The following is a 23,717-nucleotide window of genomic DNA, read 5'->3' as shown; positions in this document are numbered from 1 at the left end:
GCTCCCTCGCGGTACGTGCTGCGCATGGCCATTGGCGCCGCGCGCACGGAGGAGCGGCACGTGCGCGCGTGCTGGGAGGCGCTCCAGCGGCTCGTCGGAGAGTGACGGGCCGCGAGCGCCTGCGCTGCGTGGGACAGCGGTCTACCAGTCGTCGGCCTTCGGGCGGTTCTGCCCCATGGCGAAGGTGCTGTTGACGAAGGAGATCAGCGACATCTTGATGAGCTCCTTCATCGCCTTCTGCCCCTCCTGCTGCTCGGACATGGCGGCGAGCTCACCGTTGAACTCTGAGCCCACGCCGGTAGCCGGCGCCTGGCCCTGGGTGGGGGTGGAGGCGTTACCGCCCACACCCGGCACACCCGACGACATGGCCTGCAGGTAGGGCGCGCCGAACCCCTGGGCGCCGCCGGAGTTCGACGAGATCGCCGAGGCGATGACGCTGGAGCCCGTGAGGCCCGCGCGGCCCGCGGTGGAGGCGGCAGCGCTTCCCTGCACGAGCGAGCCGAAGCTGGTCCGAGCAGTCTGGGTGGTACTGCCCGCGGTGGTGGTGACGGGCAACCGCGCGCCGCCCAGGTTGTTGATGTGCATGACTCCTCCAGAGACGGAATCCGGGCTGGATCACAGATCGGCTTCCCACCTTATTATCCGCCAGGAAGGCCCTGGAGTTGCGATCCTCTTTTCCCCAGGCATTTCAGGGGTTTGGGAGGAATGGCGGGTCGGTGTAGGCTCCGCGGCCCATGGCAGCTCCCACTTCTGTTGCTCGGTGCTGGACGCACCCGGCGGCCCTTGCGGGCTGGACCTGTGACGCGTGCGGCTCCTCCCTGTGTCCCCAGTGCGTCTCAGAGGAGAAGTACGGCACGGCCTCGGTGGAGTCCTGCTCGCGCTGCGGAGGCCGCGCCATTGCACTGAGGCTCCACCGCTCGCACCGCTCCTACGCGTCGCGGTTGGTGGACTCGGTGCGCTTCATGCTGCGACCTTCCACCCTGCTGTCGATCCTGGCGCTCGGGGCCTTCTGCACCCTCATGGGCTGGGTGGGAGGCCTCATTGGCTGGGTCCTCTCGGCGGGAGCCACTTGGGCCTACTTCTTCTACGTCTTCCTCTCGGCGGCGCGGGGCGCAGAGCTGGACGTGCCGGACTTCTCCTCTCTCTCGGACATCATCCGTCCGCTCATTCGAGGGATCGTCAGCACCTCCTACGTGTGGTTGCCCGCGGTGCTCTACGCGGTGTTCGGGAGAGGGGGAGAGGAAGACGTCGCCAGCACGCCGCTCCTCCTGGACCCTCTCTTCCTCCTCATCCTCGGGTGGGGGCTCTTCTATGGGCCCATCGCCTTCATGGTGGCCGCGACGGACACCTCCTTCATCCACCTGCTCAACCCGGTGGCGCTGGTGGGCTGGGTCTTCAAGCTGGGCAGCGACTACTTCATCGCCCTGGGCGTGGTGGGAGTGTCCTTGGGCATCGAGTTCGGGGTCGAAGTCCTGGGAGGCCTGCTGAGCGGGACCGGGGTGCCCATCGTCTCGAGCCTCCTCCCAGAGATGCTCACCCTGGTCATGCCCTTCTTCATGTCTCACATGCTGGGGCTGCTCCTCTACGTGCATGGGGACAAGGTGGGCTACGGCCACGACCCGGACTATTACGAGCCCGTGCTCCCGGGAGCCCGTCCCCAGGGACGGCTGCCGGGCAAGGCTCGGGAGCCGAGCGCTCCAGCAGTGAGGAGTGGTGTCGAGTCGCGGATGGCGGCGGTGCTCGAGTCTGGCGGAGCGGTCGCGGCGAGTGCCGCGGCGCCGGCTCTGGGTGACGCCTTGAGGGCGGTGGCGGATGCCGTCACCGCGAGGAATGCGGCGGGCGCGGTCGAGGCCTACAAGGGGCTGGCGTCCTCCGCCTTCTCGGGGCTGGCGCCGGAGCAGCACCTCTTCGTGGGACGGGCGGCGGCCAGCAGTGGGGACTTCGGCCTGGCGGCCAAGGCCTTCGAGACCGCGGCGGACGTGGCACCGGACTCGCCCGTGGCTCCGCAGGCGCTGGTGCTCCTGGCCCGCCTGTGTGCCGAGCGCATGAAGGACCCCACGCGAGCCCAGAGCGTCTTCCGCTACATCGTCCACCGGTATCCGAACACGGACGCCTCGAGGTTCGCGGCGCAGCGCATCGGGCCCGGGGCATGACGGTCTCCAACGGGAAGGTCGCGCTCGTCCTGAGCTACCAGTACCCGGGTAAGTACGCCTTCACGGTGCTGGCGGGCGCCGTCGAGTCGGACGCAGCGCTGGCGGACGTGCCCCTCCACTTCCCCCGGGATCGCGAGACGCTGCTGGCCACGCTGCGCCAGTGCGCGGATGAGGGGTACACAGTGGTGGCGGCATGGTCGTTCTACTCGGCGAGCTTCGGCGCCGCGGCGGCGGAGCTGACCTGGGTGCGTGAGCGGCTGGAGGGCCGGCAGGTGCTCTGCATCGCGGGCGGCGTGCACGCCACGGCGGAGACGGAGCAGACGCTGCGGGCGGGCTTCGACCTGGTGGCAGTGGGAGAGGGCGAGCACCTGCTGCGCGAGCTGCTGCACCGGCTGAAGCGGGGTGAGGATCCCAGGGGCACACGGGGGATGGCGCGGCTGGAGGAGGGGCGCGTGGTGCAGAACGGACGGGGCGAGGGCGTGGTGGACCTGGATGCGTTCCCACCCTTCGCGGCGGAGCACGGGAAGTTCGGGGCCATTGAGATCACCCGGGGCTGCATCTACGCGTGCCGGTTCTGCCAGACGCCGTTCCTGAACATCGGCGGGCAGTCCGGCTCCGAGCGCATCCTGAAGAGCAGCCACCGGGGGCATGACACGGAGGCGGTGGTGCGGGCGGTGCGGATCTCGTTGGAGGCGGGCTTCCTGCCGAACGTGGACTTCATCCTGGGGATGCCGGGCGAGGAGCGGGAGGATGTCGACGCGACGATCCGGCTGATGGAGCAGCTATCGGAGCTGGGGGCGCGGGTGCACGGGCACACGTCCATGCCGCTGCCGGGGACACCGTACCGGGATGCGCCGGCGGGGAAGGTGGACGAGGAGACGCAGCGCCGGCTGGAGCGCCTGGCCTCGCAGGGGCGGCTCTACGGGCACTGGAAGCAGCAAGCGGCGCTCGCGGAGCAGATCGTCCAGCGAAGACAGCCACGCGCGCGCGGGCGCGCTTGATTAGGATGCGATGGCAATGGCCGACGAAGATCAGTCCCCCCCTTACTGGACGCTCATCTCGGTCCTCTTCAGCACGCAGCCGCTGACACCGACGCTGGCGATGACGCTGCACCAGACGGCATATGAGCTCTACCAGCGAGGTGACTCGGTGGGTCAGGTGGCGGGCGACCTCATCTCGGGCAAGGTGCGCAGCCTGGGCAAGGACGTCCACCTGGGCAGCATCACAGGCCCGGCCTTCGAGGCGGAGATCGACACCGAGCGAGGCTCGGGGGTGGTGCGCTTCTTGCTGACGCGGCAGGGGCTGGAGCTGATGCAGGCGAGCCCACCGCCACCGAGGTCCAGGTCGAAGCCCCCGCTCCTGAACTGAGCGAGTGGGCCTGCGGGCCCTCGCTGTCCGAGGCTGTTCCGGTCGCACCTTTGAGGGAGGCGGCGAACGAGACCTCGGAGGAGCGAGCATGGACCCGAAGGAGTGGAAGCAGCGCAGTGTGGGCATCCCCGTGGACCCGGCGAAGCAGAAGGATCCCGAGGAGGACGGGGAGCGGGTGCCCGCGGAGGGGAGGCGGGAGGCGCTGAACGACGTCACGGAGCAGAACGGCGGCCAGCGGACGGAGGTGGGGAGACCCTATGACGGCTCCGGTAACGTGCAGCGCGGCCAGCGCGATGCGTACAACGAGGAGAGCGACCGCCAGAAGAAGGCATGAACACGCGGAGCACCCTGGGAGAGGCGCGTGGGAGTAGGCTCTCCGAGTCCACTAGGAGGTTGTCCGGGTGCGCTGGTTCGTCTCGTCCCTGCTCGTCTTCCGTGCGCTCCTCGGGTGCACCTCCGCAGCGCCCACGGGTGACACGCCCGTGGTGCCAGAAGAGACACCCGCCGAGACGCCCTCCGCTCAGCAGCCGGGAGGTTCCTGCCCGATCGCGAAGCTGAGGTTCACCCAAGCCACGGGATGCCTCAGCGATGGCTCGCTCGAGTTCTGCGTGCCGAAGGAGGACCGGCAGCTCCTGGAGCGGCTCCACAACCTGGTGCCGGAGCTCCGCAAGTCAGGCGGAGGGAGTGGACGGGCGGGCTGTGACACGGAGCGAGAGACACTCTATTTCTTCGATACCCGTCCAGACCACGAGTGCGTCGGCGACACCGATGCGCTGACGGATGCGGCCTGGGAGAAGGTCTGCCGCATTGCGGCGGAGTCGGCCATCCCGCGAATCGTCCCCACCTGGTACGAGTGACGCGGGGCGCCGGGGTATAGTCCGAGCAGAGGTCTCACCCAGGGCGGATGATGGAACAGCGGCCATCGCTGAAGCAGCAGCCACCGGACAAGAATGCACGGGCCTTCAAGCACAGCGCCGTCGAGGGCCTGCTGCGTGGCTTCGGCGTGGGCGCCAGCTCCGCGGAGATGACGGAGGTCCTCGAGCTGCTGGGCGCCAAGGGCGGCCTCCCTCTCGAGGTGCCGGTGGACCGGTACATCGCGCTGATCGAGTGGCTGGCGCGCCGCTTCTTCGGAACCCAGCCGCGGCCCGAGGGCATCCGGAGCGTGGGGATGCGCATGCTCCACGGCTACCGGCAGACGCTGCTGGGGAACATCCAGCTCAAGGCGCTGAACCTGATGGGGCCGGAGCGGCTGATGCGCAAGATGGGCGACTTCATGGGGCGCAACAGCAACTTCGGCGAGCGCACCTCCAAGGAGGTGGGGCCGCGCCACTGGAAGATCCACTTCCGCGGCGTGCCCATCGCCCCCGAGTTCTACCAGGGCCTCTGCGAGGCCTCCTTCGAGGTCATGGGCATCATGAAGATGAGCATGACGTTCGAGCGGAAGGGCCCCGAGGACACGGACTTCGACGTCCGCTGGGAATGAGCTCGGGGCCCCTGACGACCGCGCGCCTGCGCTAGAACTGGTGCGCCTCGGTGGACTCGTTCAGGGCCAGGGTGCTGGAGCAGCCACCGGAGATGACCTCGGCCACCTGGTCGAAGTAGCCGGTGCCCACCTCGCGCTGGTGGCGCGTGGCGGTGTAGCCGTCCTTCTCCGAGGCGAACTCGCGCTGCTGCAGCGCCGAGTACGCGGTCATGCCCTGGTCCTTGTACGTCCGCGCCAGCTCGTACATGGCGTAGTTGAGCGCGTGGAAGCCGGCCAGGGTGACGAACTGGAACTTGTAGCCCATGGCGCCCAGCTCGCGCTGGAACTTCGCGATGGTCGCGTCGTCCAGGTTCTTCTTCCAGTTGAAGGACGGCGAGCAGTTGTACGCCAGCAGCTTGCCCGGGTACTTCGCGTGGAGGGCCTCGGCGAACTGCTTCGCCTGCTTCAGGTCCGGGGTGCTCGTCTCGCACCACACCACGTCCGCATAGGGCGCGTAGGCCAGGCCGCGAGCGATGGCGCACTGCAGCCCGCCCTTGAGCCGGTAGAAGCCCTCGGCCGAGCGCTCCGCCCTCTTGTCGATGAAGGGGCGGTCGTACTCGTCCGCGTCGCTCATCAGCAGCTTGGCGCTGTCGGCGTCCGTGCGAGCCACCACCAGCGTGGGCACGCCCATGACGTCCGCCGCGAGCCGCGCCGCCGTCAGCGTGCGGATGAACTGGTTGGTGGGCACCAGCACCTTGCCGCCCATGTGGCCGCACTTCTTCTCGCTGGCCAGCTGATCCTCGAAGTGCACGCCCGCCGCGCCCGCCTCGATCATCGACTTCATCAGCTCGAAGGCGTTGAGCGGGCCGCCAAAGCCCGCCTCGGCGTCGGCGATGATGGGCGCAAACCAGTACCGCTCACTCCGGCCCTCGGCGTGCTCGATCTGATCCGCGCGGCGCAGGGAGGCGTTGATGCGGCGCACCACGGTGGGGACGCTGTCCACCGGGTAGAGGCTCTGGTCCGGATACATCTGCCCGGCGCTGTTGGCATCCGCCGCCACCTGCCAGCCAGACAGGTAGATGGCCTTCAGGCCCGCGCGCACCATCTGCACCGCCTGGTTGCCGGTGAGGGCCCCCAGCGCAGCCACGTAGTCCTCCGTGTTCAGCAGCTCCCACAGGCGCCTCGCGCCCATGTCCGCCAGCGTGTAGCTGATGCGGATGGAGCCGCGGAGCTTCTCCACGTCCTTCTCGGTGTAGTTGCGGACGATCCCCTCGAAGCGCCGAGCATGGAGCTTCGCGTGAGGGGAAGAATCAGGACTGGCAGCGGTGGCGTCATACATGCGCAAGCTCCTCTCGGCGTGGATGCACTTCAGTACTGCGGGTTCAGGGCCTCGTAGGCCGGAAGGGTGAGGAAGTCCTCGAAGGTGGGCGCGGTGGACAGATGCTCGAAGAGCTGGCAGGCCTGGGCGAACCGCTCGGCGCCGAAGCGCTCCGGCGCGCCTTCCTTCTGCAGCTGGGCCAGCTCCTCGGCCAGCACCTGGCGGAACAGCTCCACCGTGACGCGCCGCCCGTCCTCCAACGTCGCGCGCTGGTGGATCCACTGCCACACCTGGGCGCGGGAGATCTCCGCGGTGGCCGCGTCCTCCATGAGGTTGTAGAGCGGCACGCAGCCCATCCCCTCGAGCCAGGCGGCCATGTACTGCACGCCCACGAGGATGTTGTGGCGCAGGCCCTCTTCCGTCCGGGTGCCTGGGGGCACGGCGAGCAGCTCCGCCTGGCCCACCTTCACGTCCTCGCGCAGGGTGTCGAGCTGGTTCGGCCCCTTCATGTGGGCGTCGAACACGGCGCGCGCCAGCGGCACCAGGCCCGGGTGGGCCACCCAGGTGCCGTCATGGCCGTTCTTCACCTCGCGCAGCTTGTCGGCGCGCACCTTGGCCAGCGCGGTCTCGTTGGCGGCGGGATCCCCCTTGATGGGGATGAAGGCGGCCATGCCGCCCATGGCGTGGACGCCGCGCCGGTGGCACGTCTGGATGAGCAGCCGCGAGTAGGCATCCAGGAAACCCTTGTCCATGGTCACCTGGCAGCGATCGGGCAACAGGAAGGCCGGGTCCGCCTGGAGCTTCTTGATGAAGCTGAAGATGTAGTCCCAGCGGCCGCAGTTGAGGCCCGCCGAGTGCTCGCGCAGCTCGTAGAGGATCTCGTGCATCTCGAAGGCCGCCGGCAGCGTCTCGATGAGCACGGTGGCCTTGAGGGTGCCGCGAGGGATTCCCAGCTCGCTCTGGGCCATGAGGAACACGTCGTTCCACAGCCGGGCCTCCAGGTGGCTCTCCATCTTCGGCAGGTAAAAGTAGGGGCCGGTGCCGCGGGCCAGCTGCTCCTTGGCGTTGTGGAAGAAGAAGAGGCCGAAGTCGAAGAAGGCGCCGGGCACGGGCTGACCGTCCACCTCCACGTGGCGCTCGGGCAGGTGCCAGCCGCGAGGCCGGACGAAGAGCACCGCCGTCTTCTCATTCAGCGCGTAGTGCTTCCCGTTCTCGGCGGTGTAGGTGATCTCCCGGCGGACGGCGTCCATCAGGTTGAGCTGCCCGCGCACCACGTTGTCCCAGGTGGGGCTGTTGGCGTCCTCGAAGTCCGCCATGAAGACGTTGGCGCCCGAGTTGAGCGCGTTGATGATCATCTTGCGCTCCACCGGGCCGGTGATCTCCACGCGCCGGTCGAGCAGCTCCTTGGGCAGCGGCGCCACCTTCCAGTCCCCCTCGCGGACGGCCTTCGTCTCCGGGAGGAAGTGGGGACGGTGGCCGCGGTTGAAGGCGGCCTGTCGCTCCTGGCGGCGGGCCAGCAGCGCCTTGCGTCGGTCACCGAACATCCGGGTGAGCCTGGCGACGAACTCGAGCGCCTCGGGGGTGAGCACGGGCGCGTAGTCCGGGCTCCAGACGCCCTTGAGCACCACGCCGGGGCCAAGGGTCGGTGGCTTCGGGGAGGACACGGGGTCTCGCATTCGCACTCCTTGACGTGTCGCGTTGTAAAAGCCGCTCGCGGAGTGGAAAATGGATACGCTAGAGGGAAGAGGGAAGCAGCTGTGAAAAGAGTGCCTGCTTGCTTGTAAGCCCGTGAACAAGTTGTCCAGATAACTTGTAAATCAGCAAACTTCCGAGGGAGCGAGCTGGGGGGGGGAGGTGCAATGGAACGAGGCAGGTCTGCGTAGGTAGGAATGGGCGCTGGGATCGACAAGGCACGCCCGGCTCGTACGAAAGGACTAGACGACATGGACACCACGAAGCGCTGTGCAGCCTGCGCGATGGAGCTGCGGGACGAGGCGACGAGGTGCCCTCAGTGCCGCGCCGTGCAGCCGGGCGCGGTGATGCACCGAGGGGGTGAGGGGCGGGCGCTGCTGGGCGTGTGCCTGGCGCTGAGCCGTCAGTTCGGGATGGATGTGGCGCTGCTGCGGGTGGCCTTCGTCATCGCCCTGGCGGTGTCCGGGGGAAGCGCGCTGGGGGTCTACCTGCTGCTCTGGGCCTTCACACCGCCGTCGGCCATTGGCAAGGCGCCTGTGCAGCGGTTCGTGGCGTGGCTGACGGGGCCGGCCGAGGGCACGGCCGAGCCCAAGGTCGAGCGCCGGGTCTGACCTGCCAGGTCACCTAGAGGCTTGAGAATGTGACAGGTAGGGGGCATGCTGTAGCCATGCCTGCTCGCCCTGTCTTGAAGCTGGATGAGACCTACCCGGCCCTGGGAGTGCTCCCCTCGAATCTGGTGGCGGAGATCATCGGGGGCGAGCTGGTAGACAGCCCCCGGCCGCGGGTGGTGCAGACGCTGGCGGCCTCTGCGCTCCTGGGGGAGCTGCTGGGGCCCTTCGTGAGAGGGCAAGGCGGGCCGGGGGGCTGGTTGCTGCTCTTCGCGCCCGAGCTTCACCTGGTGGGAGGCGAGGTCGTCGTTCCAGACCTGGCGGGTTGGCGCCGCGAGCGGCTGCCGGAGCTGCCGGACGTGACGGTGATGACGCTGGCTCCGGACTGGGTCTGCGAGGTGCTCTCACCCGAGACGATGGCGCTCGATCGGGGCAGCAAGATGCTGGCCTACGCGCACGCAGGCGTGGAGCACGTGTGGCTGGTGGATCCCGATTTTCAGACGCTGGAGGTCTACCGCTACGAGGAGGAGGCCTGGTCCCTGCTCAGCGTGCATGAGGCCTCGCAGAGGGTGCGCGCCGAGCCCTTCGAGGCGCTCGGGTTGGAGCTCGGCGCGCTCTGGCTGCGCTAGAAGACGCGGACGCCGTTTGCTGGGTCCCAGGTCATGTAGCCACCCTGGAAGTTCTGGCGTGTCCCCGAGCCCGAGGCGAACTCGTCGCTGGTGGGGAACTTGAGACGGGTGTGGTTGCTGCCCTGCAGGTACGTGGTCCAGAAGCCGTGGCGTACCTGGAAGGTGCCTGAGGCGCTGCTGAAGATGGCGTTGGGTCCGATGGCGCCGCCGTCGAGGTCCTGCACGTAGCCGTAGTCCCAGGAGTGGACCCAGGGCGTCCCACCGTTGTCGTAGGGCGAGCCGTTGGTGGCCAGGCCGCCGTGGCTGTTGAAGTAGTCCCGGATGCCCGTGTGGACGGTGAGGTTGGAGTAGCGCCCCTCGTAGCTCGTCGCGGTGTTGAAGTTCGTCCAGCCCGGCTTGCGGTTCGCGGTCCCCAGGCCCGAGGAGCGGTAGAGGCCGAAGTTCAACCCCGGCGAGTCCTGCAGGTAGAACCAGAAGGCCGAGGCCACGTACGAGGTTCCGCGCATCACGTTGTACGCGGCGGTGATGTTGCTCGCCTGCACGCTCTCGCTCACCGCGTCGGTGGGCCAGCCGAGCTCCGTCTCGAAGATCTTCTTCGGGGTGCCGCTGCCCTCATAGGCGACGTACGCGCTGCGGATCCAGCCTAGGTACTGGTTGAGCGTGGCGGTGCTGACGGCGCCTCCCTGGTCCACGTACAGGTGGTGGCCGATGTGATCGAGCGGGTAGCTCCCGGCGTTCGCCCGGATCCAGCTCCACGAGCCGACGTTGACGCCCATCCAATAGGTGTTCGAGAGGTAGTTGGCGCCAGCGCTCTCCGCATTGTTGCCATAGAGGTTGTGGCTCAGCAGCCCGCCGCTGATCACCTGGACGTTGAGCACGTTGTAGTACTTCATCTGCGTGTAGGCGTGGCCCAGCAGCGCGGCGAAGTTGGACGGGTAGATGTAGGAACAGCCCACGAAGACGCCCGGTGAGGGCGAGCTGGAGTAGCAGTTGGGCTCGTTCCAGATCTCCCAGTGCTTGATGCGTCCGTTGAAATGGGCAGCCACCCGGCCGGCCATGTAGCCGAACTGATCGATGTAGTCGTTGTAGCCGTTGCCGCCGGTGTTCTCGCGGTTGCCCTCGTGCCACTGCGCCTGCGAGCCATGCCAGGACTCATTCGAGAGCAGGCCCACCACCTGGAGGCCCTTGGAGCGCAGCCGGTTCACGAGGGTGTCGTAGGTGCTGTAGAACGCCGCAGTGTCCGAGGGGTACGGCCCCAGCCGGAAGTTGACGCGGACGAACCCGGCGCCAGTGCTCGCCAGCGCGTTGGCCACTGCGTCCGTGAGCAGGATGTTGCCCGCGTCGTCGATGGGCGCGCCGGCCTGGATGCCCTGAGGACCCGCAGCGAGCGCGGGCCGGGCCAGCACCACCAGCGAGAGCAGCAGCAGCGGGCCTGCACCGAGCATGCGAAGGAGGTTCATGGGGCCTCGTCCTATCGATAGGGGGGCCTCGCGTTCTATTGGAAATCAATCAAAGCTGGAAATGCTCATCTGGCGGGTTGTTTTGCACCCGGCAACGTCCGGGCAGCTTCGGGCGGAGGGGGAGGTTCCGTGGTACGCGCCGGTACAGGAGACCTGCCCGTGAGCACGAAGAACGTTCGCATCGAGAAGGACAGCTTCGGCCCCATCGAAGTGCCGGCCGATCACCTCTGGGGTGCGCAGACGCAGCGCAGCCGTCAGAACTTCGACATCTCCACCGAGCGGATGCCCCCAGCGCTCGTCCTTGCGCTGGTGCTGGTGAAGAAGGCGGCCGCGCTGGTGAACGTGGAGAACGGCACGCTCGACAAGCAGAAGGGCGAGGCCATCGTGAAGGCGGCGGACGAGGTGCTCGCGGGCCAGCATGACGAGGAGTTCCCGCTGCGGGTGTGGCAGACGGGCAGCGGCACGCAGACGAACATGAACTGCAACGAGGTGCTGGCCAACCGCGCCTCGGAGCTGCTGGGCGGAGAGCGGGGCGAGGGCCGCCGGGTGCACCCGAACGATGACGTGAACAAGGGGCAGAGCTCCAACGATGTGTTCCCCACGGCGATGAGCGTGGCGGCGGCGCAGGCGGTGGCAGGCAACGTGCTCCCCGAGCTGCAGGAGCTTCGGGAGGTGCTGGCGCGCAAGGCCGAGGCCTTCCGGGACATCGTGAAAGTCGGGCGCACCCACCTGCAGGACGCCACACCGCTGACGCTGGGGCAGGAGTTCAGCGGGTACGTGGCGCAGCTGGAGCACGCGCGCAGCCACCTCGAGCGCACGCTGCCGCACCTGTACGAGCTGGCGCTGGGTGGCACGGCGGTGGGCACGGGGCTCAACGCGCCCAGGGGCTACGCCGAGCGGGTGGCGCAGGAGATCGCCCGGCTGACGGGGCACCCCTTCGTGACGGCGCCCAACAAGTTCGAGGCGCTGGCCGCCAATGACGCGCTGGTGCAGATGCACGGGGCGCTCAAGGGGCTGGCGGTGGTGCTCTTCAAGATCGCCAACGACGTGCGGTGGCTGGCCTCAGGGCCGCGCTCGGGGCTTGGCGAGCTCACCCTTCCGGAGAACGAGCCGGGCAGCTCCATCATGCCGGGCAAGGTGAACCCCACGCAGTCCGAGGCGCTGACGATGCTGTGCGCACAGGTGATGGGGAACGACGTGGCCATCACCGTGGGAGGGGCCTCGGGGAACTTCGAGCTGAACGTCTTCAAGCCGCTGATCGTCCACAACTTCCTGCAGAGCTGCCGGCTGCTGGCGGATGGGATGCGCAGCTTCCGCGTGCACTGCGCGGCGGGCATCGAGCCGAACCTCCCGCGGCTGAAGGAGAACCTGGAGCGTTCGCTGATGCTGGTGACGGCGCTTAACCCGCACATCGGCTACGACAATGCGGCGAAGATCGCCAAGAAGGCGCACAAGGAGGGCAAGACGCTGAAGGAGGCCGCCGTGGAGCTGGGGCTGCTGACGGCCGAGCAGTTCGATCAGTGGGTTCGCCCGGAGAAGATGATCGGCAACCTGTAGGACAGGGTGTGCGAGCGCTCCTAGATCTTCGGGCGCAGCCCCTCGGTTCCCGGAATCATGATGTACCACTTCCCGTCGTGGTACCTCAGCGAGAGGGTGTCCGAGCAGTCGTTGTCGTGCGGCATCTCGCCGAGCGCACGGAAGGTGGCTGTGCACTTGAACCGCACCACCGCGGTCTCGTCCGGGCGTGTGACGAGCGACTCCTCGATGGTCAGGTCAAGGTCCTGAATGTCCTGGTAGATGCTGTAGTAGAAGGCCGCGGCGCGGCCGGGGCCGCCCGACTTCTGCAGGCTCTCGGGGTCAATCATCTCGTGCAGGGTCATCCACTCCTCCGCCTCGATCGCGGAGTAGAAGGACTTCACCGTGCCCTCGGGATCGCTCTTGGGGCCGTAGCAGCCTGCGAACAGGCCCAGGCCCAGAACCATGATCAGCGCAGCGCGTGACATGGGCTGAACTTACCCCATTCCGAGGATGCCCTCCATACTCCTGCGCGCACAGCGCTGATATAGAGTGGGGATGCCGCTGCTCTCGACGCTGGTGCTCATCGCGGTGACCCAGACTCCCACGAGCCCTGAGGCCGGGAGTCACCCCTTCGACGACGTGGCCAAGGTGCTGCAGCACCCCCGCTGTATGAACTGCCACCCGGCAGGCGAGCGTCCGCTCCAGAAGGACACGCAGCTCTTCCACAAGCAGAATGTGAGCCGGCGCATCGAGCAGCTGGGCCATGCCTGCACCACGTGCCACCCTGGCAAGGCGGTGCCAGGGGCCGACCTGCCGCCGGGGGCTCCACACTGGAACATGCCCTCCGCGCGCGTGCCCATGGTCTTCGAGAAACGCACGCCCCAGCAGCTCTGCGAGCAGCTCAAGGATCCCACCGCCAACGGCAACCGAACGCTCGAGCAGCTGCGGGCCCACATGGCGGAGGATGCCATCGTCAAGTGGGGCTTCTCTCCAGGAGAAGGGCGCAGCGTGCCACCGCTCTCGCATGAGGAGTTCGTCCGACGCGTGGACGCCTGGCTTGCCGCCGGTGCCCCCTGCCCTCAGCACCCTCTGGCGCCGCAGAAACCCGCGACACCGCCGTCCGTCGCGCCCACCCCGTCCAAGTAGTCTCCTACCGTCTCACATGAGCCCCGGACCGAGTCGTCCTCGAGGAAACGCAACCATGGTGAAGCTCGTGATCAACGGTGTCGAGAGAGAGCTCGACGTCCCAGAGGACATGCCGCTGCTGTGGGTGCTGCGCGAGGTGGCCGGTATGACGGGGACGAAGTTCGGGTGCGGGGCGGCGTTGTGCGGAGCGTGCACGGTGCATGTCAACGGCATCGCCACGCGCTCCTGCGTCATGCCCGTGGGCACACTGGCTGGCCAGCGCATCACCACCATCGAAGGACTGGCCCAGGGCGGAGTGAAGCACCCCTGCCAGCGGGCGTGGATGGAGCTCTCCGTGCCTCAGTGCGGCTACTGCCAGTCCGGGCAGATCATGTCGGCCTCGGCGCTCCTCGCGGCCCAGCCGGAGCCCACGAACGAGGACATTGACGCGGTGATGGCGGGCAATCTCTGCCGCTGTGGCACCTACCCGCGCATCCGTGCCGCCATCCACCGGGCCTCGGAGCTGGCGAAGCAGGAGCGCGTGGACCTCAAGGCCGCCATCGGCGTGGCCGAGCCGAAAGAGGGACACTGATGGCGACACTCTCCCGGCGGGCATTGCTCAAGGCGGGGCTGGCCGTGGGGGGCGGGCTCCTCGTCGAGGTGTCCATGCCCTCGGCGCACGCGGCGGCCACGCCCGTGGCCTTCGAGCCCAACGCCTTCCTGCGCATCACCTCCGATGACGTCGTCACCTTCATCCTGGCCTACGTGGAGATGGGCCAGGGCGTGGCGACCTCCCACGCCCAGCTCATCGCTGAGGAGCTGGGCATCGATCCGGCGAAGCTGGTGGTGGAGTTTGCTCCCGCGGACCGGCGCTACGACAACCCGCTCATGGGCTTGCAGGTAACGGGAGGGAGCAAGTCCACCTCGGCGGGCTGGGAGCCTTACCGCATGGCCGGTGCCACGGCGCGCGAGATGCTGCGGGAGGCAGCGGCACGGAGCTGGGGTGTGCCCAGATCGGAGTGCGTGGCAGAGGACGGTGCCATCCTTCATGCACCCACGAAGCGCTCTGGGCGCTTCGGACAGTTCGCCGAGGCGGCCGCGCGCCTCTCTGTGCCCGAAGTGACCCTCAAGGACCGGGACTTTCGTGTCATCGGAAAGTCCGTGCAGCGCCTCGATGCCGCGGCGAAGGTGGATGGCTCCGCCATCTTTGGGATCGACGTGAAGGTGCCAGAGGCGCGCGCGGCCGTCGTCGTGAGGTGCCCGGTGCCCGGGGGCAAGGTGAAGTCCTTCGACGCAGCGGCCGCGAAGGCCATGCCCGGCGTCGAGCACGTGGTGCAGATCCCCTCGGGCGTGGCGGTGGTGGCGAAGACGTACTGGCATGCTCGGCAGGCGGCCGCTCAGGTGAAGGCCGAGTGGGAGGAGGGGCCGCTTGCGGGCTTCTCCACGGCGGCCCTGCTGGAGACGCACCGCAAGCTGGCCAGGGAGGGCGGTGGCGAGCGTGTGCGCTCCACGGGAGACGTGGACGCGGCGCTTGGGAAGGCCGCCCGCGTGCTGGAGGCCGAGTACACCGCGCCCTTCCTGGCCCACGCGCCGCTGGAGCCCCAGAACGCCACGGCGCATGTCACCTCCTCGAAGTGCGAGGTGTGGGCCCCCACGCAGAGCCCGGGACTGCTGCATGAGAAGGTGAAGTGCCTGCTCGGCTACGGCGGCGACGACATCGTCATCCACCAGACCTGGATTGGGGGTGGCTTTGGTCGGCGGCTCTCAGCGGAATATGCGCTCGAGGCCGTGGAGGTCTCGCGGGCGGTGGGCAAGCCGGTCAAGGTGGTGTGGAGCCGCGAGGACGACATGCGGCACTCGCCGTACCGGCCTGCGGCCACGCATCGGGTGCAGGGGGCGCTCGACGGGCAGGGCCGCCTGGTGGCGTGGAAGCATGCGGTGGTGACGCAGTCGATCCTGGGTGCGGTGGGGAAAGACTGGGTGCGCACCATGTTCGCTGGCGCTCCGGGCTTCGTGAAGAGCATGGTGGCGGGCATCGCGGTGCCCGCCCTCTCGTCGGAGGACGAGACGGCCGTAGAAGGCGCCGACACCCTGCCTTATGGCATTCCCCACGTGGCGGTGGACTTCATCCGCCACGAGACAGGAGTGCCCGTGACGTTCTACCGCAGCGTGGGGCACTCCCACTCGGCCTTCGCCACCGAGTGCTTCGTAGACGAGGCCGCGCATGCGGCTGGGCAGGATCCGGTGGCCTTCCGCCGCGAGCTGCTCAAGTACCAGCACCGGCACCGCTGGGTGTTGGAGCTCGTCGCGGAGAAGGCGGGCTGGGGCACGCCGCTGCCCGAGGGCCGCTTCCGTGGCGTGGCCGTGCACAAGAGCTTCGACAGCTACGTGGCCGCGGTGGCCGAGGTCTCCGTGGAGGATGCGGCGATCCGGGTGCACCGCATCGTCATGGCGGCCGACTGCGGGCGCGTCATCAACCCGAACCTGGTGGAGTCTCAGCTCGAGGGCGCGGCGGTGTTCGGGCTGTCAGCGGCGCTCAAGCACCGGATCACCTTCGAGAACGGCCGCGTGCAGCAGCGCAACTTCCACGACTTCGAGCTGTTGCGCATGCACGAGAGCCCGAAGATTGAAGCGTACATCCGCCACAACGAGGCGCCGCCCACGGGCATTGGCGAGCCGGGTGTTCCGGTGATCGCACCCGCGGTGGCCAACGCCGTCTTCGCGGCCACGGGGAAGCGGCTGCGCGACCTGCCGCTGACGCTGGACTCCACCTCGTGAGCGGGCCTACTCCAGCGCGGCCCAGAGGTCATCGAAGGCACGGCAGAAGGGCTGGACGAGGCGCGGGTCCTCCGAGATGAGCACGTTCTCGTGGTTCACGTCCGCGGCGGATCGGGTCCAGTTGTAGCTGCCGGTGAGCAGGCGCATCCGGTCGAAGAGTGCGAACTTGTGATGCATGTGGGACTCGGTACGGTCCAGGCGGACAGGGAGGCCGGCGTCGCGCAGGCGGTCTATGTCCGAGCCCGGGTCGTGCGCCTTGTCATCGTCGCTCACCACGCGCACCCGGACGCCCCTCCGGTGAGCGTCCAGCAGGGCTCGCGTCAGGCGATCATCCGTCACCGTGAAGACACATACATCGATGGAGCCGCGCGCCTCCTCGATGAGCTTGACGATGGCGCGCAGGGGGCCGTCGCCGGGGGAGAAGTGCGTCTCCGTGCGCGAGCCTTCGGGGACGCGCCGGGTGGGCAGCAGGGCCTGGACGGTCTCCTCGAGCCAGGAGATAACCTGGCGGGCGCGCGGGTCGGTGACCGACTCCCGGGCGAGGGCGAAGGCGCGGGAGCGGAACAGGGCGAGCACGGCCTCGCTTGCCCGCCTGTCGTCCAGGACGGCCTGGAGGGCGCGGCGCTCGGAGCGGGTGAGCTGCCGGTCCGCCAGGGTGGCGGTGAGGATGTCGTCGATCTCGGAGGCGTTCATGGGGGTGCTTCCGACCTGGGGGGCGGGAGAGGGGCCGGATCGTAACGCAGCGTACGCTCTGTGAAGAACAGACGAGCGTGCGGGCCCATGGGGGATTAGGGTAGGGGGGTCATGAACATCCCCTTTGTCATCGAGACCACGCACCGCGGCGAGCGGGCGTACGACCTCTACAGCCGGCTCCTGAAGGACCGGATCATCATGTTGGGCACGCCCATCAATGACGAGGTGGCCAACGTCATTGTCGCCCAGATGCTGTTCCTGGAGTCCGAGGACCCGGACAAGGGCATCAACATCTACATCAACTCACCGGGTGGCGTGGTGACAGCGGGCCTGGCCATCTATGACACGATGCAGTACGTGAAGTGCCCGGTGTCGACAATCTGCGTGGGGCAGGCGGCGTCGGCGGCGGCGCTGCTGCTGCTGGCGGGCTCGAAGGGCAAGCGGTACGCGCTGCCGAACGCTCGCATCATGATCCACCAGCCGCTGGGCGGGGCGCAGGGGCAGGCGACGGACATCGAGATCCAGGCGAAGGAGATCCTGCGCCTGAAGGCCTACCTCAACGGGCTGATGGTGAAGCACACGGGCCACACCATCGAGCGCATCGAGAAGGACACGGAGCGCGACTACTTCCTGAGCGCCGAGGATGCCCGGCAGTACGGCATCATCGACGAGGTGGTGGTGAAGCCAGGCGTGCCGCTGGCCAACAAGACGTAAGGAACGCATCGCCTCTCGGAGAGGCGGACGTTCTGCACGTTCATGGAGGAGGGGCAGGCTCTGCGCCCTCTTTCAGGCGCGCGGCAGGGAGAGGCTGGAGGTGAGTGAGCAGCCAAGGACTGTAGAGGGAGGTGCTCGTGCACGACATCTCCGCATCCTTACCCAGCCCCACGACCCCAACGAGCAAGCGGCCTTTGGCATTCTCTCGCAAGCAGGGCCCACCCCTGTAGCCCGTGTTGAAGTGGACCCCTTGGGAGTCGTAAAGGATTCGTCCATCTGGAGGAATAGGCGCCTTCGTGACTCTTCCCTTCTTGAAATAGCGAGTCCCGAAGATCCCCCCCACATCCCGCTCATGCCCGTAGCCAGCCATGAGCAGGAGTTCACCGGCTTGGGCCTCGGTGTCCGTCAGTGACGCAGGAGAGATCCCGAGCTGGACTGGCTTCTCCAGGACAACGACCGCAAGATCCGCATGGCTCATCTCCACGTCTCCTCGAGTGTCGAAGAGGATCTTGAGCTCCGGGTGCGATTTCACTTGCCCTCTCTGGCTGCTGATCCGCAACGCTGGCCTGGAAGAGCCTTCGACTGGCGCGGAAAGAACAGCGGTCACTTGCGCATGCTTTGCGCAGCCCGAGCCGTCGATGGTGACCCTCTCTGTGCCGTTTGGAGAGCCCGTGCTTTGCCGAGGGCACACGCAGTGCCCCGCCGTCAGGACGAGCCGAGGATGGAGGAGCACCCCGTTGCAGGAGAGCCCCAGCGCTGGCTCATCCGCCTGGACCATGACCGTCGAGGCATAGCGGTTGTCGGTGTCCCTCTCGCCGATGAGCTCGAGCAGGCTTCCATCGAAAGGCAGGAACGCCAGTTCCCCCGAGTGAAGACGACCACCATCCGTCCCTGGGGGGGGCGTCTCGGCGCGATGCTCTCCCGGAGGATCGACAGGGGGAGCGGGGTTTTCGGAGCAACCCCCGGCAGCCAGCCACGCCGCGAGAACAAGGGAGACAACGCGGAGCCTGTCCAAGGTCAGTCCTCTGCGCCCGGTGCACCGGCGACTTGCCTCTGCTGCCACTCCTTGTAGCTCTCTCCAGTTGAGGCGACCTTCCACATATCGCGCCCGTTCAGGCTCGTCCCGGCAACTGCGACGGCGGCTGCGGTGGGGGACTCGAAGACGAAGTCCTGAGTGAAGACCAGTAGATCCGGCCCTTGTGGTATCAGCACCTCGCTCTCAGTCAGGCGCTTACGCATGTTCTGGTAGCTGGGCTGGAGAGAGTCGACATTCTTCTTCCGGGCGGTGGAGCCCTTCTGGACGATGAAAACTCCCTCCTTCACGATGCAGTCGGCCGTGGCGTTGTCCCAGGTGAGCCGCAGGCGTAAGCCGCTCTTCGGATTTCCAGTCACGGAAGTGAACACGTTGAGCCCGAGGACGGGCAGCAGGAGCCGCACGTTCTCGAGGAACGTCTCCATGTCGGCCTCATCGGCCTCGGGGAGTCGACCACCACCCGGCTCGTTCCCGTTCATGAGATGCACGAGCTTCGCCGCGCGAATCTCCTGGACGAGGCGGGCCTCCAGCCATCGAACGTGAGCCTTGGTGAGGTTGTCGTCCTTCGAGACGAACACGACCACCCAGGTCCAGAAGTCCTTGTTCGAAGCGTGGTTCGTGAGACGGGCCCAGACGTCGTCCGCCTCACCGACATAGACCGCTGTCTCGGACGACTGATCCTCCGAGGGCCCGACCAGCACGTAGACTCCGGTGTTCTGGATCTCCTCGCGCTTGCCCAGCCGCGTGAGCTCGGTGCGCGGGGCGACCATGGCCTGCCCCGTCCACATTCCCACCTCGGCGGTGCGGAGTCCCTGGGGAGTGCCATCCACGAGAAAGAGACGAACGGACCTGCCAGGCATCAAGCGCCTCTCGTTGAGGGAGCAGCGAGCGTCGGAGACGAAGAACCTACCGGCTGCGAGCGGGCGAGGCACTCCCTTTCTGCCGCGCACATCGCCGTTCGAGGCCACAACCGGGTATCGACCTTCCGAGTGGGTGGCCCGTCAGGAACCCATGAGGTAGGATCGTGCGAGGGACCAGAGTTCTCATAGAGGCCGGAGGAGCCTTGTGGAGGTGCCACTCGCGAGGAATCCGGCGGCTCTTGCTCCTGGCATGGTGGTGGGGGCCTGGCGCGTGGTGGGGTGGGGCGGCCGGGGCAGTTATGGCGTCGTCTACTGCGTGCAGCGCTCGGAGCACCCAGAGGCTGGGCTCTTCGCGCTCAAGTTGGCGCTTCACCCCAGGGATGAGCGCTTCGAGCGAGAGGTAGAGCTGCTCTCGCGCCTGGTGCACCCCCACGTGCCACGGCTGTGGGACAGCGGGTGGTGGACGTCCGCCGACGGGGTAGCCTTCCCGTTCCTGGTCATGGATTGGGTGGAGGGCGTGCACTTGTACGAGTGGGCGCGGCAGCGCAAGCTCAGCTTTCAACAGGTAGCTCGGGTGTTGGCACAGGTGGCCCGAGCGTTGGAGGCTTTGCACGCCATGGGCGGAGTGCACCGGGATGTCAAAGGCGACAACGTTCTGGTGACCCAGGAAGGCCGTGCGGTGCTGACGGACTTCGGCTTGGGGACCTATCCCGGAGCGCGCGCGCTGACGCGGCAGGCGGAGCCTTTGGGCACACCGCAGTACTTGAGCCCCCAGGCCCTGCACCACCGGCAGAGGTTCTGGCGCCGCGCCGAGCCCCGCTATGAGGCAGGCCCCGCCGATGACGTGTACGCGCTGGGGGTGACCGCGTGGCGCCTGGTCACGGACACATACCCGCCAGGTGAACGGGTGTCGCCCGAACTCATGTCAGGCACGTCCCCAGAGCTGGGAGCACTCATCTGCCGGTTGCTTGCGGAGGACCCTGCAGCCCGAGGTTGTGTGGGAACTGTCGCTCAGGCATTCGAGAAGATAACGGAGACCGCTGAGCGCACAGGGGCTCCCTCGATTCCCCGGCGCGCAGCGGATGATTCTTCCGTGGGCTCGACGCGGTGGGTACCGGCGCGCCGGATGTTGGGGTGGGGATTGGGGCTCTCTGCGGCGGTCGTAGGCCTGTTGGTGGCCCTCAATACAGGGGGGATGCAGCACTTTCAGCCTGTGGAGGGGCCGACGGCGGTGGCGCAGGAGACAAGAAGTCAGGACAAGCCGGATGCCGGAACTGCGGGCATGGCGGAAGCAGTGCGCGCAACACGCGTGGAGGGTTCGCTGCCTGTGTCGGAGCAGGAGGGGCTCAGTCTCGACCTGTCGAAGAATCCTTTGCCAGGCCAGCGCAGGCCGCCCTGTGGGAAACGCGAGATCGAGATCAACGGAGGGTGCTGGGTGTTCCAGGTCAATATGGAGCCACCCTGTGGACCTCGTATCTATGAGTGGAAGCAGGGGTGTTATCTGCCCACCTTCGATCCTCAGATTCCGCCCACCTCGGATCCGCCGTGAGACGGGTGGCACAAGGAGTAAGGCGACGCGTACACTTCACGTGGCGGATTCTTTAGCGTGAAGGGCTCTTCGTGACGCACCGGCTCAGTGGCTCCTCCCAGGTGGATATCGCGATCCTGACGGTCATCCCGCCGGAGCTGTTTGCCGCACGTGATGCACTGGGGATTGCCGAGAGCGCCCGCTTCAAGGACGAGGTCGGCACCGTCTCCTATCGAGGCAGGGTTCGCTCTGCTCTGGCGCGACGGGACTACGAGGTCGTCCTCACGTGCCTCGGCCGAGCAGGGAATGCTCTCTCCGCCGCCGCAGTGCAGGATGTCATCGCTCGGTATCGCCCGCAGCTCGTCCTGCTGATGGGGATCGCCGCCGGGATGAGGGACAAGGTCCGGATCGGCGAGGTGGTGTTCTCGGAGCGGATCGTCGCCTACGAGCCAGCGGCCATGGCGCGCACACCCGAGGGGCACCCCCACCTCGAGCCACGGCCGGAGATCCGGACGGTCTCCCATCGAGTGCAGCAGGATCTGGTGCACTACCGGCCGGACGAAGCACGCCTGCGTGAGCGCTTCGAGCGGCGGGGAGGGAGCTTTCCTCTCCCGTCTTCAGGGAACGAGGCGCTCTATCAGGAGCATGTCGCGACACGGCTAATGGTGAAGCTGGCGACGCTCGCGAGCGGGGAGAAGCTGCTCCGCGATCCAGGCAAGCTGCGTGAGATCCGCTCGCTCCATGGAAAGACCGAGGTGGCGGAGATGGAGGCCGTGGGCCTCATGGAGGCCTGCGAGCGGAGCGGGCTCCCCTGGCTGGTGATCCGAGGGATCTCCGACTTCGGAGACGAGCTCAAGGACGACCGCTTCCATGAGTTCGCGTCACGGGCCGCCTCGGCGGTGATGGCGGACTTCATCGAACATGGCTTGGAGTTGGAGAAACGGCGAGGACCTGGAGTCATGGCCATAGCAGCAGTTGCGCTGTTAGTTGCCGCCATTGGGAGCGGCGTGAATGCCTGGGGGGCTCTGCGTGGGAGCGAGGAGCCGAAACCCAATGCTGCGATTGCCTCGGAGCAGTCAGGTTCGAAGGGCGACACCAAGCCTGCTTCCCCGGCCCATCAGGTGGCTCCCGAGGAGAAGCCGCGATCGTCGGGTGGCCCAAAGCGGCAGTCGGCCGTGGATCCACAGCTCCAGTCGGCCACTGCTGCTCCGGAGTCCAAGCAGCCGGTCGAGAGCGCGTCCACCACGAAGACGAAGATCGGCAACCTCAAGGCAGGAGATGGCGCCAAGCTCAAGATAGGTAACGTGAAGGGGGAAGGCTCGACCGACACGCAAGTAGGGGACGTGACCTGTGGCGACAACTGCGTGTTCGAAGCTGGCAACAAGGGAGAGTGAAGCCCGTGTGGAAGAGCTTCATTGCATCCGTTCTGCTCATTGCAGTTGGATGTGCCAGGTCCGTGCGTGATGAGCCGCTCCCACCCGTTGAGCCACTGAAGACAGGGCGGTGTGGGGAAAAGCTCGGAGCCAGTCCCTTCAAGAACCCGCAGGCGATCCACTTCCTGGTGGCTGACTTCCATGGCGCACCATCGGCTGGATCCGAGGCGAACTTCTCGGAGACGGTGTCAACCCAGGTGACGCGGGCGCTGGAAGTCTTCAAGGAAGAGGTGCTGCGCAACCCCCAGGAGTTCGACATCGAAATACCCGAGGGCTCGCTGGAGATCGAGCGGCTGGCGTGCTTCCTGGAGAACCACGAGCAGGCGGAGGCGGCGGCGCGGGAGCTCGACGCGGATGTGGTGATCTGGGGTCAGGCATTCTGCAACGTCATGTCTCCCGTCGTGGTGAACAACCAGAGCACGACGAGCGTGGGAGACATTTCCGCAGGTAGTAACAGTGTGAACCGGATCGGTAACATGGAGGTGAATGCGGGGAAGCCCTATACAGTGTGTCCCAAGGCGACGCTGTATCGCTCGGAGCGTAGCTTCCGTCGAGGGAGTGAGCGGGGAGTGGATCTGGCAAGTCTGGGGCATCTGGATCTGCCAACGCTGCGCTCAACGGAACCCTTCCTGCTGGTGCAGTTCGCCCTAGGGCTCCATTTCTATGAGTTGGGCAATTACTGGCTGGCGGCGAGATTCTTTGAAAAGTCGGCCGAGGAAGTGGTGCTGAAGGAACGGAGTGCGGCAGAACTCAAACTCGCCCTTGGGCTTGCTTACCTGCACCTGCCCAATCTGGAATTGTCGCTTCGCTACAGTCGAGAAGCTCTGGAATCCGATGTTGGCAGGGACAGTCACCTGGAAAGTGCGCTCATCAGCAACATCGGCCGTGCGCTCCATGCGCAGGGCGACTACGGGGGAGCGCTGGAGCACTACCGGCGAGCGCTGGAGATAGATGAGAAGGCGCTTGGCAAGGACCATCCCACGGTGGCCATTGGCGTGAACAACATCGGCTATGCTCTCCATGACCAAGGCGACTACGCGGGTGCACTGGAGCACCTCCGGCGAGCACTGGCGATAAATGAGACGGCGCTCGGCAAGGATCATCTCTCGGTGGCCACCAATGTGAACAACATCGGCTTAGTGCTCCAGAGGCAGGGCGACTATGAGGGAGCGCTGGAGCACTACCGGCGAGCGCTGGCGATAGCGGAGAAGGCGCTCGGCAAGGACCATCCCACAGTGGCCATTGGTGTGAACAACATTGGTCATGCGCTCCATGATCAGTGCGACTACGGGGGAGCGCTGGAGCACTATCGGCGAGCGTTGGCGATAGATGAGAAGGTACTCGG

The 23,717-nt window shown here is 67.1% G+C and carries 24 protein-coding genes; 16 read left to right on the top strand and 8 right to left on the bottom strand.

Features of this window, described 5'->3' with window-relative positions; genetic code table 11:
* Window positions 1–141 precede the first annotated feature (141 nt).
* A complete protein-coding gene (locus tag VD972_RS42240; RefSeq protein WP_324995205.1) occupies window positions 142–585 on the bottom strand; it encodes a hypothetical protein in 444 nt (147 codons plus the stop codon).
* A gap of 149 nt (window positions 586–734) precedes the next feature.
* On the opposite strand from VD972_RS42240, the gene VD972_RS42235 reads away from it, so the two are divergent.
* From VD972_RS42235 to VD972_RS42210, 6 genes are all read left to right on the top strand, one after another.
* A complete protein-coding gene (locus VD972_RS42235) occupies window positions 735–2,153 on the top strand; it encodes a hypothetical protein (protein WP_324995203.1) in 1,419 nt (472 codons plus the stop codon).
* A complete protein-coding gene (locus VD972_RS42230; RefSeq protein ID WP_324995201.1) occupies window positions 2,150–3,154 on the top strand; it encodes a radical SAM protein in 1,005 nt (334 codons plus the stop codon). The genes VD972_RS42235 and VD972_RS42230 overlap by 4 nt, the downstream gene beginning before the upstream one ends.
* Window positions 3,155–3,170: 16 nt before the next feature.
* Window positions 3,171–3,521: a hypothetical protein gene (locus VD972_RS42225; protein ID WP_324995199.1), complete on the top strand. Its 351-nt coding sequence runs from the start codon at window positions 3,171–3,173 to the stop codon at window positions 3,519–3,521.
* Window positions 3,522–3,609: 88 nt separating this feature from the next.
* The gene (locus tag VD972_RS42220; protein ID WP_324995197.1) at window positions 3,610–3,855 is read left to right on the top strand and encodes a hypothetical protein; all 246 of its coding nucleotides are present in this window, start codon (window positions 3,610–3,612) and stop codon (window positions 3,853–3,855) included.
* 67 nt (window positions 3,856–3,922) lie between these two features.
* Window positions 3,923–4,378, top strand: a complete 456-nt coding sequence (locus VD972_RS42215; RefSeq protein WP_324995195.1) for a hypothetical protein — start codon at window positions 3,923–3,925, stop codon at window positions 4,376–4,378.
* 47 nt (window positions 4,379–4,425) lie between these two features.
* Window positions 4,426–5,004, top strand: coding sequence for a DUF2378 family protein (locus VD972_RS42210; RefSeq protein ID WP_324995193.1), 579 nt, complete (start codon window positions 4,426–4,428; stop codon window positions 5,002–5,004).
* Between the two features lie 31 nt (window positions 5,005–5,035).
* On the opposite strand, the gene aceA is transcribed toward VD972_RS42210, so the two are convergent.
* Entirely contained in the window at window positions 5,036–6,322 is a 1,287-nt protein-coding gene (gene aceA / locus VD972_RS42205) for an isocitrate lyase (protein WP_324995192.1), read from the bottom strand.
* Between the two features lie 29 nt (window positions 6,323–6,351).
* Window positions 6,352–7,977 carry a malate synthase A gene (gene aceB / locus VD972_RS42200; RefSeq protein WP_324995190.1) on the bottom strand — a complete coding sequence of 542 codons (1,626 nt, stop codon included), beginning with the start codon at window positions 7,975–7,977 and terminating at the stop codon, window positions 6,352–6,354.
* A 267-nt stretch (window positions 7,978–8,244) separates the two neighbouring features.
* On the opposite strand from aceB, the gene VD972_RS42195 reads away from it, so the two are divergent.
* Together VD972_RS42195 and VD972_RS42190 are read left to right on the top strand one after the other, a co-directional pair.
* Window positions 8,245–8,604: a PspC domain-containing protein gene (locus tag VD972_RS42195; protein WP_324995188.1), complete on the top strand. Its 360-nt coding sequence runs from the start codon at window positions 8,245–8,247 to the stop codon at window positions 8,602–8,604.
* Window positions 8,605–8,660: 56 nt separating this feature from the next.
* Window positions 8,661–9,230, top strand: coding sequence for a Uma2 family endonuclease (locus VD972_RS42190; RefSeq protein WP_324995186.1), 570 nt, complete (start codon window positions 8,661–8,663; stop codon window positions 9,228–9,230).
* On the opposite strand, the gene VD972_RS42185 is transcribed toward VD972_RS42190, so the two are convergent.
* A complete protein-coding gene (locus VD972_RS42185; RefSeq protein ID WP_324995184.1) occupies window positions 9,227–10,690 on the bottom strand; it encodes a hypothetical protein in 1,464 nt (487 codons plus the stop codon). The two genes, VD972_RS42190 and VD972_RS42185, sit on opposite strands and share 4 nt — an antisense overlap.
* Before the next feature lie 159 nt (window positions 10,691–10,849).
* On the opposite strand from VD972_RS42185, the gene fumC reads away from it, so the two are divergent.
* Window positions 10,850–12,247, top strand: coding sequence for a class II fumarate hydratase (fumC, locus tag VD972_RS42180; protein ID WP_324995182.1), 1,398 nt, complete (start codon window positions 10,850–10,852; stop codon window positions 12,245–12,247).
* A 20-nt stretch (window positions 12,248–12,267) separates the two neighbouring features.
* On the opposite strand, the gene VD972_RS42175 is transcribed toward fumC, so the two are convergent.
* Window positions 12,268–12,693: a hypothetical protein gene (locus VD972_RS42175; RefSeq protein WP_324995180.1), complete on the bottom strand. Its 426-nt coding sequence runs from the start codon at window positions 12,691–12,693 to the stop codon at window positions 12,268–12,270.
* A 70-nt stretch (window positions 12,694–12,763) separates the two neighbouring features.
* Here VD972_RS42175 and VD972_RS42170 point away from each other — a divergent pair, with 70 nt between their 5' ends.
* From VD972_RS42170 to VD972_RS42160, 3 genes are read left to right on the top strand one after another with little or no spacing between them, the layout of a single operon-like run.
* The gene (locus tag VD972_RS42170; RefSeq protein WP_324995178.1) at window positions 12,764–13,354 is read left to right on the top strand and encodes an Isoquinoline 1-oxidoreductase subunit; all 591 of its coding nucleotides are present in this window, start codon (window positions 12,764–12,766) and stop codon (window positions 13,352–13,354) included.
* Between the two features lie 55 nt (window positions 13,355–13,409).
* On the top strand, window positions 13,410–13,925 hold the full coding sequence (locus VD972_RS42165; RefSeq protein WP_324995175.1) for a (2Fe-2S)-binding protein: 516 nt from the start codon (window positions 13,410–13,412) through the stop codon (window positions 13,923–13,925).
* On the top strand, window positions 13,925–16,111 hold the full coding sequence (locus VD972_RS42160; protein WP_324995173.1) for a xanthine dehydrogenase family protein molybdopterin-binding subunit: 2,187 nt from the start codon (window positions 13,925–13,927) through the stop codon (window positions 16,109–16,111). The genes VD972_RS42165 and VD972_RS42160 overlap by 1 nt, the downstream gene beginning before the upstream one ends.
* A 6-nt stretch (window positions 16,112–16,117) precedes the next feature.
* Here the strand turns inward: VD972_RS42160 and VD972_RS42155 are convergent, their stop codons facing one another.
* Window positions 16,118–16,804 (bottom strand): phospholipase D-like domain-containing protein, encoded by a 687-nt coding sequence (locus tag VD972_RS42155; RefSeq protein ID WP_324995171.1) that lies wholly within the window; start codon window positions 16,802–16,804, stop codon window positions 16,118–16,120.
* A 111-nt stretch (window positions 16,805–16,915) separates the two neighbouring features.
* Here VD972_RS42155 and clpP point away from each other — a divergent pair, with 111 nt between their 5' ends.
* Window positions 16,916–17,518: an ATP-dependent Clp endopeptidase proteolytic subunit ClpP gene (gene clpP, locus VD972_RS42150; protein WP_324995169.1), complete on the top strand. Its 603-nt coding sequence runs from the start codon at window positions 16,916–16,918 to the stop codon at window positions 17,516–17,518.
* A gap of 40 nt (window positions 17,519–17,558) precedes the next feature.
* On the opposite strand, the gene VD972_RS45660 is transcribed toward clpP, so the two are convergent.
* Window positions 17,559–18,581, bottom strand: coding sequence for a trypsin-like serine protease (locus VD972_RS45660; RefSeq protein ID WP_414654215.1), 1,023 nt, complete (start codon window positions 18,579–18,581; stop codon window positions 17,559–17,561).
* Window positions 18,536–19,411, bottom strand: coding sequence for a GIY-YIG nuclease family protein (locus VD972_RS42145; RefSeq protein WP_324995167.1), 876 nt, complete (start codon window positions 19,409–19,411; stop codon window positions 18,536–18,538). Before VD972_RS42145 ends, VD972_RS45660 begins: the two co-directional genes overlap by 46 nt.
* A gap of 211 nt (window positions 19,412–19,622) precedes the next feature.
* Here VD972_RS42145 and VD972_RS42140 point away from each other — a divergent pair, with 211 nt between their 5' ends.
* The 3 genes from VD972_RS42140 to VD972_RS42130 all read left to right on the top strand — a co-directional run.
* Entirely contained in the window at window positions 19,623–20,960 is a 1,338-nt protein-coding gene (locus VD972_RS42140; RefSeq protein ID WP_324995164.1) for a serine/threonine-protein kinase, read from the top strand.
* Window positions 20,961–21,031: 71 nt separating this feature from the next.
* Complete coding sequence (locus tag VD972_RS42135) at window positions 21,032–22,333, top strand: hypothetical protein (RefSeq protein ID WP_324995162.1); 1,302 nt, start codon at window positions 21,032–21,034, stop codon at window positions 22,331–22,333.
* A 5-nt stretch (window positions 22,334–22,338) separates the two neighbouring features.
* A partial coding sequence (locus VD972_RS42130; protein WP_324995160.1) for a tetratricopeptide repeat protein occupies window positions 22,339–23,717 on the top strand: 1,379 nt, incomplete at its 3' end.

Source organism: Hyalangium sp. (genome assembly GCF_035629615.1).
GTDB lineage: Bacteria > Myxococcota > Myxococcia > Myxococcales > Myxococcaceae > Hyalangium.
The sequence above is the reverse complement of the archived record's forward strand: the minus strand, read 5'-3'. Positions and strand labels throughout refer to the sequence as shown.

Bases quoted from the DNA above. Each gene is read 5' to 3' on its own strand.
- VD972_RS42185 (WP_324995184.1), bottom strand. From the start codon at position 10,690: ATGAACCTCCTTCGCATGCTCGGTGCAGGCCCGCTGCTGCTGCTCTCG.
- VD972_RS42165 (WP_324995175.1), top strand. From the start codon at position 13,410: ATGGTGAAGCTCGTGATCAACGGTGTCGAGAGAGAGCTCGACGTCCCA.
- VD972_RS42210 (WP_324995193.1), top strand. From the start codon at position 4,426: ATGATGGAACAGCGGCCATCGCTGAAGCAGCAGCCACCGGACAAGAAT.
- clpP (WP_324995169.1), top strand. From the start codon at position 16,916: ATGAACATCCCCTTTGTCATCGAGACCACGCACCGCGGCGAGCGGGCG.
- VD972_RS42160 (WP_324995173.1), top strand. From the start codon at position 13,925: ATGGCGACACTCTCCCGGCGGGCATTGCTCAAGGCGGGGCTGGCCGTG.
- VD972_RS42170 (WP_324995178.1), top strand. From the start codon at position 12,764: ATGCCGCTGCTCTCGACGCTGGTGCTCATCGCGGTGACCCAGACTCCC.
- VD972_RS42195 (WP_324995188.1), top strand. From the start codon at position 8,245: ATGGACACCACGAAGCGCTGTGCAGCCTGCGCGATGGAGCTGCGGGAC.
- VD972_RS42225 (WP_324995199.1), top strand. From the start codon at position 3,171: ATGGCCGACGAAGATCAGTCCCCCCCTTACTGGACGCTCATCTCGGTC.
- aceB (WP_324995190.1), bottom strand. From the start codon at position 7,977: ATGCGAGACCCCGTGTCCTCCCCGAAGCCACCGACCCTTGGCCCCGGC.
- VD972_RS42155 (WP_324995171.1), bottom strand. From the start codon at position 16,804: ATGAACGCCTCCGAGATCGACGACATCCTCACCGCCACCCTGGCGGAC.
- VD972_RS42145 (WP_324995167.1), bottom strand. From the start codon at position 19,411: ATGCCTGGCAGGTCCGTTCGTCTCTTTCTCGTGGATGGCACTCCCCAG.
- VD972_RS42220 (WP_324995197.1), top strand. From the start codon at position 3,610: ATGGACCCGAAGGAGTGGAAGCAGCGCAGTGTGGGCATCCCCGTGGAC.
- VD972_RS42175 (WP_324995180.1), bottom strand. From the start codon at position 12,693: ATGTCACGCGCTGCGCTGATCATGGTTCTGGGCCTGGGCCTGTTCGCA.
- VD972_RS42240 (WP_324995205.1), bottom strand. From the start codon at position 585: ATGCACATCAACAACCTGGGCGGCGCGCGGTTGCCCGTCACCACCACC.
- VD972_RS42230 (WP_324995201.1), top strand. From the start codon at position 2,150: ATGACGGTCTCCAACGGGAAGGTCGCGCTCGTCCTGAGCTACCAGTAC.
- aceA (WP_324995192.1), bottom strand. From the start codon at position 6,322: ATGTATGACGCCACCGCTGCCAGTCCTGATTCTTCCCCTCACGCGAAG.
- VD972_RS42235 (WP_324995203.1), top strand. From the start codon at position 735: ATGGCAGCTCCCACTTCTGTTGCTCGGTGCTGGACGCACCCGGCGGCC.
- VD972_RS42190 (WP_324995186.1), top strand. From the start codon at position 8,661: ATGCCTGCTCGCCCTGTCTTGAAGCTGGATGAGACCTACCCGGCCCTG.